Consider the following 16,533-nt stretch of genomic DNA (forward strand, 5'->3'; position numbering starts at 1 on the left):
TCTACGCTTTTCTTCCTGCCCACACGAACCCTGCGCCGAGAGCCGCCGCCACGAGCGCCCCACCCACCTGTATCCCCGCGGCAAGCGCGCTCGCTTTGGTCGTCCACGGCATTCCCGCGATGGTTGCGAGACTCACGAGGATGAGAAAGACACCAGTCGCCGTCAAAAGAAGTGAGAGTGTGGAAGCGACGAGTTTCATGCCTGTTTCTGTGTTCGGTTTTGAGATAAAGGTGAGCCAAACGCGGAGCGTTTGGCGAACGACGCGGGACGTGTCCCGCGGAAGTGAGCACACGCGAAGCGTGTGCGAGCCTCGATGCGGCAAAGCCGCATCGGCGGTGAGCCCGAGAGAACGAACGACGACGACGCGATCTGTGCCCGCTGGATTTGAACGCCAGTCGCAGACAAGCTGCTCCTTCGTTCAAATCCTTTCAGCGTCGAAACAGCACTCGCTCGCGGAGTTGCTCGCGAGAGAATGTAACGGGCTGGGAGATAACCGCTGGATTTGAACTTCGGTCGCAGACAAGCTGCTCCCTAGTTCAAATCCCTTCATAGCGTTTTCCGACTCACGGGATGGCTCGCACACGCTGCGCGGTGCTCGCCGTATTGTTCGTCGTAAAAGCGGGCTGGAAGGGATTTGAACCCCTGGCCGTCTGGTTAAAAGCCAGACGCTCTGCCTAACTGAGCTACCAGCCCTGTACTTCCATCTACCGGTGGTTAGTGGTAAACCTTTACGATTCCGTCTGCGGGTTTGCTACTCGTCACCCCACACAGTATCGAGTGCCTCAGCGACGATGTCGCCGGGTTCGACGCCTTGGTTTGAGGCTTTCCGACGGAGTTCGCGGTAGGCGTCCATCGGCAGTGAAAGGGTGACTTCGCCGGGATGGACGCCCTGTTCCGCGAGGGCGGCTTCGATGCTCTCGCCGTTGTTGATGGCGCTCGCGGTGGCGCGCACCTGCCGGACGGTGAGGTCGTTGTCGAGGACGGCCCACGCCAGCAGGAAACGCGATTCGCCTCGGACGCGGGCGATGTGTTTGGCGGCGGTCGGAGCGATTTCGCCTTGGGCGACGTGACGGCGGATGGCCCGCGGGAGGTCATGGACGCGCGCCCACTTGCGGATGAAGGAGACAGTGACGCCGCCGTCAGCGCGGGCGGCTGCGGCTTTGTAGGAGCCTTCACCGCGCACGAGGGCGGCGCAGGCGGCCGCGCCTTCGAGCATGTAGACGTAGTCTTCGTCGCCGATGGTGTTGTTTGCGAAGTCGCGCACCGTTTGGGCGGCGGCGGCGAGGCTTTCTGGGTCGTCGGGGTCGAAGCGGGCGGCTTCCTGTGCGCGTTCGCCGGTGACCGACGGGTCGCCGCGGATGACGGGTTCACCGACGGGCGACTCGCGGCCTGCACCTATCTCGTCGCGTCGCCGCGGCTCTCTCATAGGACGCCGTAGGAGGATGGAACGTAAAAATCTGCGCGTGGCGTGCACGGTCTGCACACAGCTATCGACGGCCGTGTCGTCAGTCGTCTGCGGCTTCGCGTTGCTCTGAGAGTTTCTCCCAGATTTCGGTGCAGCCACTCCCATCTTCGAGGTCGTCTAAGTGGCTCGCATCGTGGTCGTTTGCTTGTTCTGAATCGGTGTCTGTGTTCGGTGTCTGGTTACTCAAGTGGTGTCCCTCCGTTCGATTGAGGCGCGCTCTGCGTCGAGAGATGAGAACGCGCCGGTGTCGGGGTTCGCTGACCTATCACCTCGTAGAAGCCTAACTCAAATAAGCCCGCGCTCACCTGAAAGTCTGACCCACAAAACCGCTTGTCGGCAACATCGCCCGCTTTCTGCGACGCCAAAGCTGTGCGACAATAACGCGCCTGCGTGCGGTTTTCGTCGTTCTGTCTGTCACCACAGCCGGGGAACGTTGCTCGGGCCGGTGGGCTTTGGGTCGTTCGGGGGTAAGCACGGGTATGACAGTCGCCATCCACACGCTCGACGACGGGGCGTGGATAAGCGTAAACGACGCCCGCAGAGTCAGCGTGAGCGACCTCTGGTTGCTCGCCCGACACGACGTGTGCGCCTGTGAGGTGGCCGATTTCCTCGCAGAGGCGTTCGTCAGCGTCTCCGTCGCAGACGGCGACATCGCCGCGAAAATCGCGGGTCGCTGTATCCTGTGTGGCGAAGAAAGCGTCACCGATTGGGTGACCGTGGGCCGAGTCGTAGACGGGGAGTTTCACGGCGTCGTCCCCGAAAGTGTGCACATTCCTCGGCTTCGCCACCGAAAGTCGGCCCGATAAAAGAGGCAATATTCCCCTCAATTAGGCAGACGCGGGGATGATTGACGGCACGCTTGGGCGTATATGAACCTAGGACAACTAGCCAGATATGCCAACCAAAGTCGAGGGCTGGAAAGACGAGACCTACGGTCTCGAAATTCGAGACCACCTCGAACGATTCGCCGAGGAGGGCTTCGAAGCCATCCCTGAAGACGAACACGACGCGTGGTTCGAACGCTTCAAATGGTGGGGACTGTACCACCAGCGCTCCGGCCAAGAGAGCTACTTCATGATGCGCGTCGGCGTCCCGATGGGCCGGCTCACGCCAGAACAGCTTCGCGTCGTCGGAGAGATTGCACAGGACTACGCAACCGGTCCCGCCGACAACCCCGAGTGGCCCGGCGCGGTCTGTGACTGGACGACCCGCCAGTCGATTCAACTCCACTGGATTCAACTCGAAGATATCCCGGACATCTTCGCTCGACTCGAAGCAGTCGGCCTCTCGACCATCCAAGCTTGCGGTGACTCGTGGCGCAACATCGTCGGCAGCCCGGTCGCAGGCCGCGACGCAGACGAGCACGTAGACGTCTGGCCCCTCGTTCAAGAACTCAACGAGGAGTTCAAAGGCAACGAAGCCTACTCGAACCTCCCGCGCAAGTGGAAGGTGTCCGTGACCGGCGACACACGGGGAGCCGGCCAGGGTGACATCAACGACCTCGCCTTCGAACCCGCGACCAAAGAAATCGACGGCGAGGAAGTCACCGGCTTCAACGTCCGCGTCGGCGGCGGACTCGCACGCAAAGAGCCGCGCATCGCCCGCGACATCGACGTGTTCTGTCGCCCCGAGGAGATGACCGACGTGTCGGCCGGTATCTCCGCGCTGTTTCGCGACCACGGCGACCGCGACAACCGCTTCAACGCCCGCATCAAGTTCCTCATGGACGAGTGGGGGCCAGAGAAGTTCCGCAGCGTGCTCCAAGACGACTACATCGATTACGAACTCGAAACCGCGGGCGACGACCTGCGCCACGAGTACGACTACAACGCCGGGCGAAACGACGCGCCGGGCGACTACATCGGCGTCCACGAACAGAGCGACGGCCAGTACTTCGTCGGCCTCTACGTCCTCGTTGGCCGCCAAGATGCAGCAGACGTCATCGAACTCGCAGATCTCGCTGAGGAGTACGGCTCTGAGATGATTGGCCTCACCCAGCGCCAGAACATCATCGTCGCAGACATCGCAGAAGAAGACCTCGACGACTTCCTCGCAGAGCCACTCTTAGAGGAGTACTCGCCAGACCCACACCCGTTCATGCGCGGGTCGATTGCGTGTACGGGAACCGAGTACTGCTCGCTCTCCATCGTGGAGACGAAAAACCGGATGGTGCGCTACGGCCGCTGGCTGCGCGACAACGTCGAGTTGCCAGAGGGGCTCACCGACTTCCACATCCACCTCTCTGGCTGTACCGCCTCGTGCGCCCAGCCACAGATTGCGGACATCAGCCTTCGGGGCATGAAGACGCGCAAGGACGGCGACCCCGTCGAAGCGTTCGACATCGGCCTCGGCGGCGGTCTCGGTGAGAACCCGCAGTTCGCAGAGTGGGTCGAGATGCGCGTCGCCGCAGACGAGGTGCCGGGCTACATCAAGAACCTCCTGCAGGTGTACGAAGCCCAGCGCGAAGAGGGCCAGAGCTTCCGCGACTTCATCGCCGCGAAGGACGAAGACGACCTCCAAGGCCTCGCTGAACCGGAGGAAACCTCGTACGAAGACCCATTCATGCACAACACGAAGATGACGTGGTACCCGTACGCAGAAGACGACGCAATGGACGCCTCGCCAGCGCCAGCAAACGACTGATGGCAGACCGACTCATGACGGTCAACGCGTACACCACGCTTGACCTCGTAGACGGCGAGGCGAAAGGCCACGGCTTCACCGAGGAAGCATTTGCGACGCTCAACGTCACTTCGCCGAGAAAAAATCCAGACCACGTCTCACTCCAACTCGAACTCGACCCGACGGAACTCGACACCCTCGCGCCGCACGCCGATTCGGTGCGACTGTCGCCAGAGCAGGCTCGCAAACTCGCCGCAGACCTCGAAAAACACGCGAAGAACGTCGAACAGGCCTAGCTTCTCGGTTTCGCGTTTTCCCGCCAGTATGACTGTAACTCGCGCTCGCTGACGTGGTCTACGCCACCAGCGAGTTCTCGACACACCCGCTGCTCGAACCCATCTGCGTCCGCGAGAAAGCCCCGCTTGAACTCCTCTACGAGTTCGTACGTCCATTTGTCGCCAACCACGCCCGCAGGGAGCTGGTGGTCGCGCAGTTCATCTGCGAACTCGGTGTAGCCCGCCTCCCGAAGGACGCGCTCTGCGGTGGCAAACCGATCCATCGCGTGGCCGATGCCGTGGTGAAATTCGAGAAACTTTCCGTAGGCACGATACAGGTGTTCGATACCGAGTTGGAGTTCGTGTAAGGCTGCCTTCTCCGCTGGATCGAGGTCGTGTTGGGCCATGCTAGACATACGGCCGCACGGGGAAAAAGGATTTCTCGGTTACACGTCGAGGCGCGCCACTTCGTCGGCAGCAAGGGTGATGCCGGAGGCGGCGACGTTCTCTTCTAAATGCGTCAGACTGGAGGTGCCCGGAATCGGGAGCATGACCGGCGAGTGCTGAAGCAACCACGCGAGGGCAATCTGATAGCGCGTGGCGCTGTGGGTCGCGGCGATCTCGTCGAGCATCTCGCCCGTCTTGCCGAGGTCGCCCGCGCCGAGCGGGAACCACGGGATGAAGCCGATGTCTTCGTCCTCGCACACCGAGAGGACGTCCTCTGATTCGCGCTCTTTGATGGAGTATCGGTTCTGGACCGTGGCGATGTCCACCAGCTCGCGGGCGGTCTCTAACTGCTCTACGCTCACGTTGCTGAGCCCGACGTGGCGAATCACGCCCTCGTCTTTGAGTTCTGCGAGTGTTTCCACCGAGTCTTCGAACGGCGTGTCCGGGTCGGGGCGGTGGAACTGATAGAGGTCAATCGCGTCGAGACCGAGGCGGTCGAGGCTGGTGAGGTGGGCGTTCCTGAGGTAGTCGGGGTCGCCACACGGTTTCCAGTCGGTCTCTCGGTTGCGAAGCAGGCCGCCTTTCGTCGCAATCACGAGATCGTCCGCGTAGGGCGTGAGTGCCTCACGGATGAGTCGCTCACTGGTTCCCGGGCCGTAGGAGTCTGCGGTGTCGATGAAGTTTACGCCCAGTTCGACTGCGGTTTGGAGTACTTCCTTTGCGTTCGCGACGTCCTCTGGCTCACCGATGATGCCGTCGCCGGTGATGCGCATCGCGCCGAAGCCGAGCCGGTTGACGGTAAGTTCGCCACCGATGTCGAAGGTGTCGCTCTGATTGGAGACCATCGCCGTACCTTCGGATGCCACACAGAAAGGGGTTCGTCTGGCGGCATCGAGAGCCCGACGGCTCTTGAAACTGAACAGTTGCTCGCCCTCTCCGAGCAGTATCGGCTGACCGTCCACTGCTGTCCAGCACGTGGTAAATATTGGCACTAATTAGTTAAAAAATTGGCAAAAATATTTTATTGCATGATATGTGAAGGCATAGAACATGGCTCCACACTTCGGGATACTATCCCTCGCACCACCACTTCTCGCCATTGCGCTGGCGATTATCACCCGACGGGCGATGCTCTCGCTGTTCGTCGGCGTGTGGATTGGTGCGGTCATTTACGCTGGAAACATCGGTGTCGCCCAAACGTTCGAGTGGATTGTAAACGCAATCGGAGCGAGTACGTTTAACGCAACGATTCTCGTGTTCGTGATGTTACTCGGGGCGGGTATCGCGCTCATCTGGAAGCTAGGGGGCGCACACGCCATCACCAAATTCGCAACGCGCCGCATCAACTCTCACCGAAAAATCGGCATCTCGACCTGGCTGCTCGGCATTCTCTGGTGCTTCGACGACTACGCCAACAACGCCATCGTCGGCAGTTCGATGAAGAATCTCGCAGACGAACTCAAGATGTCGCGCGAAAAACTCGCCTACATCCTGGACTCGACTGCCGCACCCGTTGCGACAATCGGGATTTCGAGCTGGGTTGCCTTCGAAATCGGCCTCATCGAAACCCAGTATCAAGAACTCGGCATCGCAGACCAGACGCCGTCTGCCGCAGCAACGTTCATCCAGAGCATTCCGTACAACATGTACTCCATTCTCGCGGTGGTGATGGTCGGCATCATCGTCATCTCGGGGCGGGACTTCGGTGAGATGCTCACCGCCGAAAATCGGGCGGTGAAAACGGGCAACGTCATCCGCGAGGACGCAAATGCGCTGCAGAACATCAAAGAAGAGTTGGGCGAACCCGTCACCGAGGACGCCCCGCTTCGCGTGTTCGCACTGCCGGTGTTCGCCCTCGTTGCGACCGTCATCGGCGGTGCGGTGATGATGGGATATGCACCCGACCGAACGTTCATCGAGATGGTCAACAACACCGCCGTTGCGACCGCGCTCGTCTGGGGGTCGTTCGCCATGGTTTCGACCGCCATCCTCCTCGCACTCAGCGAAGGGCTCATGTCCATCTCCGAGTCGATGGAGACCGTCTTAGACGGCTTCGGGACGATGCTCCCTGCGATAAGCATTCTCGTGCTCGCCTGGTCGATTGGCTCCGTTGCTTCTGCGCTCGGCACCGGTGCGTACGTCACCCAGTACGCAACCGGCGTCGTCTCGCCGGTGATGGTTCCCGTCGTCGTGTTCTTCACCTCGGCGTTCATCGCCTTCGCCATCGGTACTTCGTGGGGGACGATGTCGATTATGACGCCAATCGTGATTCCACTCGCGTGGTCGATTGGCAGTAACGACCCACATTTCCTCGCCGTCGCCGTCGGTGCGATGTTCAGCGGTGCGGTGTTCGGTGACAACTGCTCGCCCATCTCTGACACCACCGTCCTCGCCTCGACGTTCGCGGGGTCAGACCACATCGACCACGTCCGCACGCAGATGTACTACGCGTTTACGGTGCTCATCGCCACGGGCGTGATTTACGTCCTGTACGGCATCACGAACCTCAGCCCGCTCATCTTGCTCCCACTCGGCGTCGTGACGCTCGTCGTGCTGGTGTACGGCTTCTCCGAATTCGACGCCCGGCGCAAGGACATCTCCGCGAAGCCCGGTGCTTCAAGTGGTTTGCGAACCGGACTGACGAGCGACGACTGACCACACTGCGACCGCCGCGATTTTTCCGCAGTTTCTGCGTCTCATTGGTCACTGTCCGGAATCATCAGTTGACTGACGTTCCTCACCAGGGCTAAACACAGAACAATCATTACGGAATGTTCCGAATGCAGTCTATGGACGAGAAGGATATTCGGATTCTCAAAGCAATCGGGACGCTCGGCTCTGGCAGTCCAGACAGGATTACAGACGAGACGGGAATCCCGAAATCGACCGTTCACTATCGGCTCAAAAAACTCCAAGAAGACGGCATCATCGAGAACGAAGTGTTCGACATCAACTTCAAGAAAGCAGGCCTTGGCTTGACCCTCATCACCGAGGTGTGGGCGGAGTACGATTCCGGGTATCACAAGACCGTAGGCGAGAAGTTGGGGGAGATAAACGGGGTCAATCAGGTCTATTTCACGCTTGGCGACACGGACTTCATTCTCGTCTCACACCTCATGTCGCGTGAGATGGTCGAAGAGCTCATCGAGGCCTTCGAGGACGTAGACGAAATCGACAGAACGAGTTCGACGTTCGTCATCACGACGCTGAAAAACGAGCCAAACCCGTTCAACGACTACGATATCGAGAAACTGATGACGAAACTCTTACCGGAGATGGACTGACACTCGACGAGCCGGTTCAGAGTAGCGTCGTTTAGCGAACACTGCGGTCTGCTTGTTGCTGAGCGCGCCTCAGTGGCGCAATTGCTGGTCATCTTGAAACCAACAAGCGCACGCCAGCACGGAGTTTTATTCTTTGTTAGGAGTGAACACAAAACAAGGTTTTTATCCTTCTTCTGCAAAGGGCGTAATATGGTCGACCTACTCTTGGTTATCCAACAAATTTTTAACGGGATTTTGTTTGGTGGCCAACTTGCATTGGTGGCGGTTGGACTCACACTCATTTGGGGTGTGACTCGTATCCTCAACTTCGCCCACGGTGCAATGTTTATGATGGGTGGTTACGCCGGCTTTCTCACCTTCGAGCTAACGGGCAACGCACTGTTGGCGCTTCCGGGCGCGGTTCTCGTCGTGTTCGTCCTCGGCATGGTGACGGAGTTCGGGGTAGTCCGCCGCCTTCGGGACAGAGATAACGCTGAATTCGCCGCCATCATCGGGACGTTCGGCTTGGCAGTGGTTCTAGAAAACATCATCAGAGGCTCGCCACTGGGCTCTACTCGACGAACGCTTCCCACCATCGTGCCGGGCGTGTGGGAAGTCGGACCGTTTTTCTTCGTGGCAGAACAGGTGTATCTGTTCATCGTCGCGCTCGCCGCACTCGGCGTGCTCTTTGCGGTTATCAAATATACGCGCCTCGGCATGGCGATGCGCGCGGTTGCCCAAGACCAGAACACGGCAAAGCTCATGGGCGTTCGCTCTGATCGCATCTACGCCATCACCTTCGGCATCAGTGCGGCGCTTGCCGGACTCGCGGGCGCGTTGCTCGCCCCGATTTTCAACATCTACCCCTCTGTGGGCTGGCAACCGTTCTTGCTCGCGTTCATCGTGGTTATCATCGGCGGCCTCGGCAGCGTCCGTGGCACGCTGATTGCGGCGTTGCTCATCGGCGTCCTCCGCAGTGTGAGCCTCACGTTCACGTCGAGCCAGCAGACCTCGATGTTGCTCTTTCTCGCGATGATTGTGATTCTGATTGTGAAGCCAACCGGCATCGGAGGCGTGATCGACGGATGAGCCTCGCAGAGTCGCTTCGCCTGACGCTTTCACGGACGCAAACCCGACTCAGCGAAGACCTGCTCGGGCCGAAAGGCGTTATCTTCGCACTCGGCGTTCTGTTCGCGCTCGGCGCGCCGTTCTTCCTCCGCCAGTTCCATTTGAGTGTAACGCTCCAGATTCTCATCTTCATCCTCGCAGTTTCCAGTTGGAACCTGCTTGCTGGCTACTTCGGCATGTTCAGTTTCACGCACGCGGCGCTCTACGGCGTCGGCGCGTACGCAACGGTCATCTGCGCCGCTGAGTTCGGCATTCCACCGGTGCTGGCGCTCGTCATCGGCGGGTTGGTTGCGGGGTTGTTCAGTCTCCCGATTACGATTCCGTCGCTCCGACTCAGCGGGTCGTATCTCGCAATGGTGACGCTCGCATTCGCCGAAATCATTCACCTTGCGGTTATCACGTTCCGCGACGTGACCAACGGGCCAACGGGCTACACCGGCTTCGCGCCGATGTTCGGCGGCGACCGGATTGTCTTCTATTACTTCGTGTTGGTGCTCGTCCTCGCACTGCTTCTCGTGCAGTACGCCCTGCTCGTCTCTCGATTCGGACTGATTGCACGGGCGATTCGTGAGGCAGAGGATGCCGCACAGATGCTTGGCAACGACACCTACCGCCACAAGCTCGTCGGCTTCTTCATCGGCTCTGCGCTCGCCGGTGTCGCCGGGGGTCTGCAGGCGTACAACATCCTCATCATCTCCCCGCCGATGCTCGAACTCAACCAGATGATTCAGTTCATGGCAATGAGCATCATCGGCGGGCTCGGGACGTTCAGCGGCGCAATCGTTGGCGTCATCGCCGTTGTCGGCGTCGCGGAGTTGCTCCGGGGCGTTATCGAACAGCGCCTGCTCATCTGGGGGCTGTTGTTGATGTTGGTTATCCTGTTTTTCCCCAGCGGACTCGCGGGCAGTGCCACGCAACGCGATATCCTCAAACAGCAGTTCGACGGATTCACTGACCGCTTTAGCGACACGGAGGAGCGCGACAAATGACTGCACTACTCGAAATTGACGGACTGAAAAAGTCGTTTGGCGGCCTCGTCGCCGTAGACGGGCTGGACTTCGAAATCGAACGCGGCGAAATCGTCGGCCTCATCGGCCCGAACGGGAGCGGGAAGACGACGACGTTCAACCTCACCACGGGATTCCTTTCGGCTGACGACGGACGCATCGTGTTCGACGGCACCGACATCACGTCGAGTTCGACCCACGAAATCGCAACGCTCGGCCTTGGCCGGACGTTTCAGGAGACGAAGCCGTTTGGCAAACTCACCGTGTTCGAGAACATGCTCGTCCCCCAATCGCCGCTCTCTGGCGAGGAAAAACTCCAACACGCACGCAAATTATTGGACGACTTAGAACTCACCCGGGTTGCCGACAGCCACGGCGAGGATCTGAGTGGTGGGCAGAAGAAACTGCTCGAAATCGCGCGGGTGTTGATGCTCGACCCAGACCTCATCTTGCTCGACGAGCCAAGCGCCGGGGTGAATCCGGCACTCATGGACGACATCTTAGACCACATCGCCAAACTCAACGAGAACGGGCGAACCATCCTCATCATCGAACACGACATGTCCATCGTCGCCGAACTCTGTGACCGCGTCATCGTCATGAACAACGGACAGAACATCGCGAGCGGCACGTTCGAAGAAGTACAGCAAAACGACCTTGTGAGAGAAGCCTACCTCGGAGGACAATAACAATGAGCGAACAGTCTGCACTCATTCTCGACGGCGTCGATGCTGGCTACGGCGAGAATCAGGTGCTTCACGACCTGTCGATGGACGTCAAAGTCGGCCGGGTAAACTGCATCATCGGGCCGAACGGGAGCGGGAAATCGACCTCGCTCAAGGCGATGAACGGGCTCGTCTCCATCTGGGACGGCACCTTAGAAATTCTCGGCGAAGACATGACCGACGCCACGCCGCGAGAAATCGTCGAACGGGGCATCGTCACCGTCCCACAGGGCGGCAACGTGTTCCCGGAGATGACCGTCAAAGAGAACCTTCGGATGGGTGCGTATCTCGAATCCGACAGCGACGTGCTTGCAGAACGGTACGAACACGTCTACGAGACGTTCCCCGTCCTCCGCGAGCGCGCGAGCCAACACGCCGGGTCGATGAGCGGCGGCCAGCAGGCGATGTTGGCACTCGGCCGCGCGCTGATGGCCGACCCGAAATTCCTCTTGCTCGACGAACCGAGTGCTGGGCTTGCGCCGAACCTCATTGACGATGTGTTCGAGCATCTCGCACGCCTCAAGGATGCGGGCATCGACATGATCATCGTCGAACAGAACGTCCGGAAGGTGCTCAACATCGCCGAGTACATCTACATCTTAGACCAGGGTTCGGTGTCCTTCGAGGGCCGGAAAGACGAGCTCACCGACGAAGATGAATTAGTCGAGATGTACCTCGGGCGTCGGTCAACCTGACCATGCCCACCTCAATTTCGTGTGACGTCGTGGTCATCGGTGCCGGCGCGGTGGGGACGAGCGTGGCAAGGGGGGTCGCAGAACGCGGCGGCGACGCGATGCTTCTCGAAGCGGCCTCGATTGGCAACGGGAGCACCGCGAAAGCCGCGGGCATGTTCCGCAGCCAGTTTTCCACCCCAGAGACGGCACACCTCGCCGTCCGAAGCGTGCCGGTTTTCGAAGCCCTCGAACGCGAAATCGGAATTGGCCTCCACCAGCCGGGCTACCTGCTGCTCGGCAGCGACGACTACCGCGAGAAACTCGAACAGGCCGCCGACAACGCCGAGCGATTCGACACGCCCGTCACGCGCTACGAGGGGCAGGAATGCAGAAACCGCCTCCCGACGCTGTGCGACGACGCGGTTTCCTTTGGCACTGAAGTCACGACCGACGGCTACGCAGACCCGTACCTGTTTGCGACCGCGCAGGCGCAGGCTGCTCGTGAGGCGGGTGCGACGATTCACACGAACACGCCGGTAACTGACTTCTTGATTTCCGACGGCAGTATCGAGGCGGTCACGGCGGGCGACCTCTGTATTCGGCCACAGACCGTCGTGAACGCGGCGGGCGTCTGGGCACCGCGAATCTGCTCGTTGGCGGGCGTCTCGCTTCCAATCTCACCGATTCGGACGTTCGCGGTCACGTCGCCGGTTAGCCTCGACGACTCCCCGATGGTACTCTCGCTCGACCACAACGTCTACTACCGCGAGGAGCCGGGCGGCGGGTCGCTCATCGGCGGCCCAATCTCGGGCCAAACTGCAGACCCGGATGCGTACGATGGCAGCGTCAGTCTCGACATTCTTCTCGAACTCGGTGAACGCGTCGCGCGCGTCGATTCGCGCTTTGTGGACATGGAAATCGAACGCTCGTGGGCGGGCCTGAAAGCGGCCACACCCGATGGCATGCCGATTATCGGTGCGCACACGGCGGTTCCAAATCTCATCACGGCGGCCGGGTTCAACGGCCACGGCTTCATGCTCTCTCCGGGCGTCGGCGAGGCAGTCTCTGCGCTCGCACTCGGTGAGTCGCCGTTCGTCTCCCTCTCTCCATTCTCCCCGGCACGGTTTGCAGACCGCGACTCGCAGAACCAGCACACTCGAATCGGACTCTCATAATTATGACCGAAGACACACGAATCGGCGTCGATATCGGTGGCACGTTCACCGACTTCATCAGCATTGACGAACAGAGCGGGACGGTGCGCGTCGTAAAGACGCCCTCTGTCCCAGAAACGCCGGAGAAATCCGTCGGCAACGCGCTCCGCGAGAGCGGAGTCGAATCAGCGAGTCGGCTCTCACACGGCACGACCGTCGTCACGAACGCCATCCTCGAACGGGCTGGCGCGGAGACGGGGCTCGTCACCACCGCACCGTTCGCGGACATTCTGGAACTCGACCGACAAGACCGCGACGACATCTACGACCTGTCGTACGAACGAAAACAGCCGCTCGTCCCCCGGTATCGGTGCTTTGGGGTCGAAGAGCGCATCGGCCCCAACGGCGAGGTCGTCACGGAACTCGACGAGGCTGCCGTACAGGAGATTGCGACGGTGCTCTCAGCGGCGAACATCGAGTCGGTCGCCGTCTCGTTTCTCCACTCCTATGTGAACGACGAACACGAACGGCGCGCAAAGGAACTGCTCGACGCCGAACTCGACGTTCCGGTGACGACCTCCAGTGAAGTACTCCCCGAGTTTCGCGAGTACGAGCGGGCGAACACGACGGTGTTGAACGCCTACGCGCGCCCGGTCGCAGAGACGTACCTCGACCGGTTGACGAGCGAAATCGACGCCCACAGTGACGTCGATGAAATCGTCGTCATGCGCTCTGACGGCGGCGTTGTGCCTACGAGTGAAGCCGCACGGTTACCGGTCTACCTCGGCGTCTCCGGGCCTGCGGCGGGCGTGACTGCGGCTACCGCGCTCGCCCAGCAGGCCGGGTTCTCCGACATCTTCACTTTCGACATGGGCGGGACGAGCGCGGACACCAGCCTCGTCAGAAACGGGACGCCGGAAATCACGAAGGAGGGAACCATCGGCGAGCAGGCCGCCTCGATTCCAATGTACGACATTCGGACCATCGGCGCAGGCGGCGGCAGCATCGCGTGGGTGGACGACGGCGGCCTGCTCAAAGTCGGCCCGCGGTCTGCGGGGGCAGACCCCGGGCCTGCGTGCTACGGCCACGGCGGCACGGAACCGACCGTCACCGACGCGAACGTCGTCCTTGGTCTCATCAACCCGGACGCCAACTTCGGCGGCTCTATCGACCTCTCGAAACAGGCGGCAGAAGACGCCCTCGCCCCGCTCGCGGACGAACTCGACTGCAGCGTGCGTGAGGCGGCACAGGCCGTCTACGATATCGTGAACATGAACATGGTCGAGAGTGCGCGGGTGTTGAGCGTCCAGCAGGGCATCGACCCGCGCGAGTTCTCCTTTGTCGCCTTCGGCGGGGCAGGCCCGCTCCACGCGGCCGCGGTTGCCCGCGAACTCGGGGCAAGCCGGGTTGTCATCCCGCCGCGCCCCGGCATCCTCTCTGCGGTTGGACTGGTGTACTCCGACGTGCGGCGCACCGCCAGCAAGACGAACATCAGCCGACTCGCGGACACGCCCGCGACGACGCTCGAACAGCAGTTCGCCGCCCTCGAAACCGCTGCGCGCAGTGGGATTACCGTCCCCGAATCGGCGACGGTGACGCGCCACACCGACCTGCGCTTTGCGGGCCAAGCCCACGAGATTAGCGTCGAGACGCCAACCGAGTTGACCGACACAGCCCTCGACGCGCTCGCAGACCGCTTCCGGGAACGCCACGACGAACGCTACGGCTTCGTGATGGAGAGCGACATCGAGGTGGTGACTTGCCGCGTCGCGGTGACCGTCCCCGGCGAGAAGCCAACCATCCAGTGGGACATTGACGACGCCGCAGAACCCGAAACCCGCGAAGTGTACCTTGATGGCGACCACCACACGGCGACAGTACTGGAGCGCCAAACCCTCCCGCCGGGGTACGAAACGACCGGCCCGGCAATCGTGGAGATGGAAGTCAGCACGGCCGTTGTCCTCCCCGACCAAACCCTTCGCATCGACGACCACTACAACATGATTCTGGAGGACGCAGATGAGTAACATCGACCCGGCAACCTTAGAAATCGTCAGAAACTCGCTGCACAGCGCGGCCGAGGAGATGGGCGAGACCCTGCTTCGCACCGCCTACTCGTCGGTGATTCGAGAGGCGAGAGACTGCTCAACCGCACTGTTCGGCCCCGATGGCGACCTCATCGCGCAGGCAGAGCACATCCCGATGCACCTGGGGTCGATGCCCTACGCGCTCGCCCAGAACTTCGAGGTGGCAGCGTCGCTCAGCGAAGACGAGATTCTAGTGTTCAACGACCCGTACCACGGCGGCCAGCACATCGTGGATATCATTGCCTTCCACCCGGTGTTCGTTGGCGGCGAGCGCATCGGCTTTGCGGGCAGTATCGCTCACCACATCGACATGGGTGGACAGGGCGCAGCCAGCCTCGGAACGGGCGTTTCGACCACTTACGGCGAGGGCTTCCGGTTCCCACCGCTCGTTCTCGATACGACGAGCCGCGAGTTCGACAACTTCATCCGAACGCTCGCCACGAACGTCCGGGCGAGCGAGTACGTCATCGGTGACTTCAACGCCCAACTCTCGGCGAACCGGCGCGGCGTCGAGCGCCTGTCGGGTATCGCCACGAAGTACGGCGTCGAGACGTACAACGAGGTACTCTCAGAACTCGACAGCTACGCAGAGCGGTTCATGCGAACTCGCATCGCCGCACTCGAAGACCGCACCGCGACGGGAAGCGAGACGGTCGAAATTGAAGCACCCGGTGACGACCCCGTGGACACCACGGTTCGCGTCGAAGTCACCGTCGAGGGCGACGAGCTGACCGTCGATTTCACCGGGACGGCCGACCAGTTCCCCGGCTACATCAACTCGCCCATCGCCTCGACGCACTCTGCTGCGTACTTCGCGGTGTTGGCGTCGCTCGGCGGTGCAGAACTCCCCATCAGCGCCGGCGTGTATCGGCCAATTTCCATCGAAGCGCCGTCGGGGACGTTAGTGAATCCGACCGAACCGGCGGCGACGCGCGCCCGAATGAAGACGTGCTGTCGCATCTACGACGCCGTGCTCCGGGCGCTCGCCGACCTCTCTCCGGAACACGTCCCGGCGAGCGCGTTCAACAGCACAACGCCCATCGTGTTCGCCAAACAGTTCGCAGACCACACCGAGGTGTTCATGGACCTGCCCGGCGGTGGCTGGGGAGCCTACCCCGGAGGCGACGGCGCATCCGCGACGACGAACCCGCTGCAAAACGAGATGAACATCCCCATCGAAGCCATCGAACAGGACCACGAGTGGCTTCGCGTCGCGGACTACAGCCTCGTACCCGACAGCGGCGGCATTGGCGAGTATCGCGGCGGGCTCGGCGTTCGCCGCGCTTTCGAAATCGCCTCCGGTCCCGCGAGCGGCACGGGCTACGCTGGCCGCCTCGAAAACGGCGCGTGGGGAGTAAACGGCGGCGGCACTGGGATGACCGGCGACACGTCTGTCACGCGATCTGACGGCGAGCAATCGCCGCTCGGCACCGTGTGGGATACGCCCCTCGACACCGGCGACGTCGTCTCGGTTACGATGGGTGGCGGTGGTGGCTACGGCCCACACGAAAATCGCGCCGTCGCGCGCGTCGCAGAAGACGTTGCGAGCGGCTTCGTCTCGTTCGAGCAGGCGATTGCCTCCTACGATGTCGAATCCGAGGTACTCACCGACGCACTTGCCGACCTGCTCGGTGACGGGTTCGAGGCGTACGCCGCCTACCACGGCTGGCAGACGGCCTGAACGGG

General features: G+C 61.2%; 17 protein-coding genes and 1 tRNA gene. 12 read left to right on the top strand and 6 right to left on the bottom strand.

The features are described 5' to 3' along the window. Position 1 precedes the first annotated feature (1 nt). The 4 genes from V5N12_RS03475 to V5N12_RS03490 all read right to left on the bottom strand — a co-directional run bounded on the left by V5N12_RS03475 (position 2) and on the right by V5N12_RS03490 (position 1,652). Complete coding sequence (locus tag V5N12_RS03475; protein ID WP_332897762.1) at positions 2-199, bottom strand: hypothetical protein; 198 nt, start codon at positions 197-199, stop codon at positions 2-4. 420 nt (positions 200-619) lie between these two features. Beyond that, positions 620-693 (bottom strand) — tRNA-Lys (locus tag V5N12_RS03480). 58 nt (positions 694-751) lie between these two features. After that, the gene (locus V5N12_RS03485; protein WP_332897763.1) at positions 752-1,426 is read right to left on the bottom strand and encodes a DUF7119 family protein; all 675 of its coding nucleotides are present in this window, start codon (positions 1,424-1,426) and stop codon (positions 752-754) included. Positions 1,427-1,505: 79 nt separating this feature from the next. Next, entirely contained in the window at positions 1,506-1,652 is a 147-nt protein-coding gene (locus V5N12_RS03490; protein ID WP_332897764.1) for a hypothetical protein, read from the bottom strand. Positions 1,653-1,944: 292 nt separating this feature from the next. Here V5N12_RS03490 and V5N12_RS03495 point away from each other — a divergent pair, with 292 nt between their 5' ends. The 3 genes from V5N12_RS03495 (at position 1,945) to V5N12_RS03505 (ending at position 4,383) form a co-directional block, all read left to right on the top strand. Continuing rightward, the gene (locus tag V5N12_RS03495; protein ID WP_332897765.1) at positions 1,945-2,271 is read left to right on the top strand and encodes a hypothetical protein; all 327 of its coding nucleotides are present in this window, start codon (positions 1,945-1,947) and stop codon (positions 2,269-2,271) included. Positions 2,272-2,359: 88 nt separating this feature from the next. Then, on the top strand, positions 2,360-4,108 hold the full coding sequence (locus tag V5N12_RS03500) for a nitrite/sulfite reductase (RefSeq protein WP_332897766.1): 1,749 nt from the start codon (positions 2,360-2,362) through the stop codon (positions 4,106-4,108). Then, positions 4,108-4,383, top strand: coding sequence for a DUF6360 family protein (locus tag V5N12_RS03505; protein WP_332897767.1), 276 nt, complete (start codon positions 4,108-4,110; stop codon positions 4,381-4,383). Before V5N12_RS03500 ends, V5N12_RS03505 begins: the two co-directional genes overlap by 1 nt. On the opposite strand, the gene V5N12_RS03510 is transcribed toward V5N12_RS03505, so the two are convergent. Beyond that, entirely contained in the window at positions 4,380-4,769 is a 390-nt protein-coding gene (locus V5N12_RS03510) for a hypothetical protein (RefSeq protein ID WP_332897768.1), read from the bottom strand. The two genes, V5N12_RS03505 and V5N12_RS03510, sit on opposite strands and share 4 nt — an antisense overlap. A gap of 39 nt (positions 4,770-4,808) precedes the next feature. Continuing rightward, the gene (locus V5N12_RS03515; protein WP_332897769.1) at positions 4,809-5,654 is read right to left on the bottom strand and encodes an aldo/keto reductase; all 846 of its coding nucleotides are present in this window, start codon (positions 5,652-5,654) and stop codon (positions 4,809-4,811) included. 205 nt (positions 5,655-5,859) lie between these two features. On the opposite strand from V5N12_RS03515, the gene V5N12_RS03520 reads away from it, so the two are divergent. From V5N12_RS03520 to V5N12_RS03560, 9 genes are all read left to right on the top strand, one after another. Continuing rightward, positions 5,860-7,464 carry a Na+/H+ antiporter NhaC family protein gene (locus V5N12_RS03520; protein ID WP_332897770.1) on the top strand — a complete coding sequence of 535 codons (1,605 nt, stop codon included), beginning with the start codon at positions 5,860-5,862 and terminating at the stop codon, positions 7,462-7,464. A 134-nt stretch (positions 7,465-7,598) separates the two neighbouring features. Then, positions 7,599-8,093 carry an Lrp/AsnC family transcriptional regulator gene (locus tag V5N12_RS03525; protein WP_332897771.1) on the top strand — a complete coding sequence of 165 codons (495 nt, stop codon included), beginning with the start codon at positions 7,599-7,601 and terminating at the stop codon, positions 8,091-8,093. A gap of 189 nt (positions 8,094-8,282) precedes the next feature. Next, on the top strand, positions 8,283-9,161 hold the full coding sequence (locus V5N12_RS03530) for a branched-chain amino acid ABC transporter permease (RefSeq protein WP_332897772.1): 879 nt from the start codon (positions 8,283-8,285) through the stop codon (positions 9,159-9,161). Further along, the gene (locus V5N12_RS03535; protein WP_332897773.1) at positions 9,158-10,189 is read left to right on the top strand and encodes a branched-chain amino acid ABC transporter permease; all 1,032 of its coding nucleotides are present in this window, start codon (positions 9,158-9,160) and stop codon (positions 10,187-10,189) included. The genes V5N12_RS03530 and V5N12_RS03535 overlap by 4 nt, the downstream gene beginning before the upstream one ends. After that, entirely contained in the window at positions 10,186-10,896 is a 711-nt protein-coding gene (locus tag V5N12_RS03540; RefSeq protein ID WP_332897774.1) for an ABC transporter ATP-binding protein, read from the top strand. The genes V5N12_RS03535 and V5N12_RS03540 overlap by 4 nt, the downstream gene beginning before the upstream one ends. Before the next feature lie 2 nt (positions 10,897-10,898). Then, a complete protein-coding gene (locus V5N12_RS03545) occupies positions 10,899-11,627 on the top strand; it encodes an ABC transporter ATP-binding protein (protein WP_332897775.1) in 729 nt (242 codons plus the stop codon). Between the two features lie 2 nt (positions 11,628-11,629). After that, complete coding sequence (locus V5N12_RS03550; protein WP_332897776.1) at positions 11,630-12,781, top strand: NAD(P)/FAD-dependent oxidoreductase; 1,152 nt, start codon at positions 11,630-11,632, stop codon at positions 12,779-12,781. Positions 12,782-12,783: 2 nt separating this feature from the next. Continuing rightward, entirely contained in the window at positions 12,784-14,787 is a 2,004-nt protein-coding gene (locus V5N12_RS03555; RefSeq protein WP_332897777.1) for a hydantoinase/oxoprolinase family protein, read from the top strand. Next, positions 14,780-16,528, top strand: coding sequence for a hydantoinase B/oxoprolinase family protein (locus tag V5N12_RS03560; protein ID WP_332897778.1), 1,749 nt, complete (start codon positions 14,780-14,782; stop codon positions 16,526-16,528). Before V5N12_RS03555 ends, V5N12_RS03560 begins: the two co-directional genes overlap by 8 nt. The last annotated feature ends 5 nt before the right edge of the window (positions 16,529-16,533 follow it).

The organism is Haladaptatus sp. CMSO5 (assembly GCF_036689885.1).
Taxonomy (GTDB): domain Archaea; phylum Halobacteriota; class Halobacteria; order Halobacteriales; family Halococcaceae; genus QDMS2.

Coding starts and splice junctions, on each gene's coding strand:
- V5N12_RS03545 (WP_332897775.1), top strand. CDS start 10,899: ATGAGCGAACAGTCTGCACTCATTCTCGACGGCGTCGATGCTGGCTAC.
- V5N12_RS03540 (WP_332897774.1), top strand. CDS start 10,186: ATGACTGCACTACTCGAAATTGACGGACTGAAAAAGTCGTTTGGCGGC.
- V5N12_RS03550 (WP_332897776.1), top strand. CDS start 11,630: ATGCCCACCTCAATTTCGTGTGACGTCGTGGTCATCGGTGCCGGCGCG.
- V5N12_RS03510 (WP_332897768.1), bottom strand. CDS start 4,769: ATGGCCCAACACGACCTCGATCCAGCGGAGAAGGCAGCCTTACACGAA.
- V5N12_RS03485 (WP_332897763.1), bottom strand. CDS start 1,426: ATGAGAGAGCCGCGGCGACGCGACGAGATAGGTGCAGGCCGCGAGTCG.
- V5N12_RS03560 (WP_332897778.1), top strand. CDS start 14,780: ATGAGTAACATCGACCCGGCAACCTTAGAAATCGTCAGAAACTCGCTG.
- V5N12_RS03515 (WP_332897769.1), bottom strand. CDS start 5,654: ATGGTCTCCAATCAGAGCGACACCTTCGACATCGGTGGCGAACTTACC.
- V5N12_RS03520 (WP_332897770.1), top strand. CDS start 5,860: ATGGCTCCACACTTCGGGATACTATCCCTCGCACCACCACTTCTCGCC.
- V5N12_RS03530 (WP_332897772.1), top strand. CDS start 8,283: ATGGTCGACCTACTCTTGGTTATCCAACAAATTTTTAACGGGATTTTG.
- V5N12_RS03525 (WP_332897771.1), top strand. CDS start 7,599: ATGGACGAGAAGGATATTCGGATTCTCAAAGCAATCGGGACGCTCGGC.
- V5N12_RS03500 (WP_332897766.1), top strand. CDS start 2,360: ATGCCAACCAAAGTCGAGGGCTGGAAAGACGAGACCTACGGTCTCGAA.
- V5N12_RS03505 (WP_332897767.1), top strand. CDS start 4,108: ATGGCAGACCGACTCATGACGGTCAACGCGTACACCACGCTTGACCTC.
- V5N12_RS03495 (WP_332897765.1), top strand. CDS start 1,945: ATGACAGTCGCCATCCACACGCTCGACGACGGGGCGTGGATAAGCGTA.
- V5N12_RS03475 (WP_332897762.1), bottom strand. CDS start 199: ATGAAACTCGTCGCTTCCACACTCTCACTTCTTTTGACGGCGACTGGT.
- V5N12_RS03535 (WP_332897773.1), top strand. CDS start 9,158: ATGAGCCTCGCAGAGTCGCTTCGCCTGACGCTTTCACGGACGCAAACC.
- V5N12_RS03555 (WP_332897777.1), top strand. CDS start 12,784: ATGACCGAAGACACACGAATCGGCGTCGATATCGGTGGCACGTTCACC.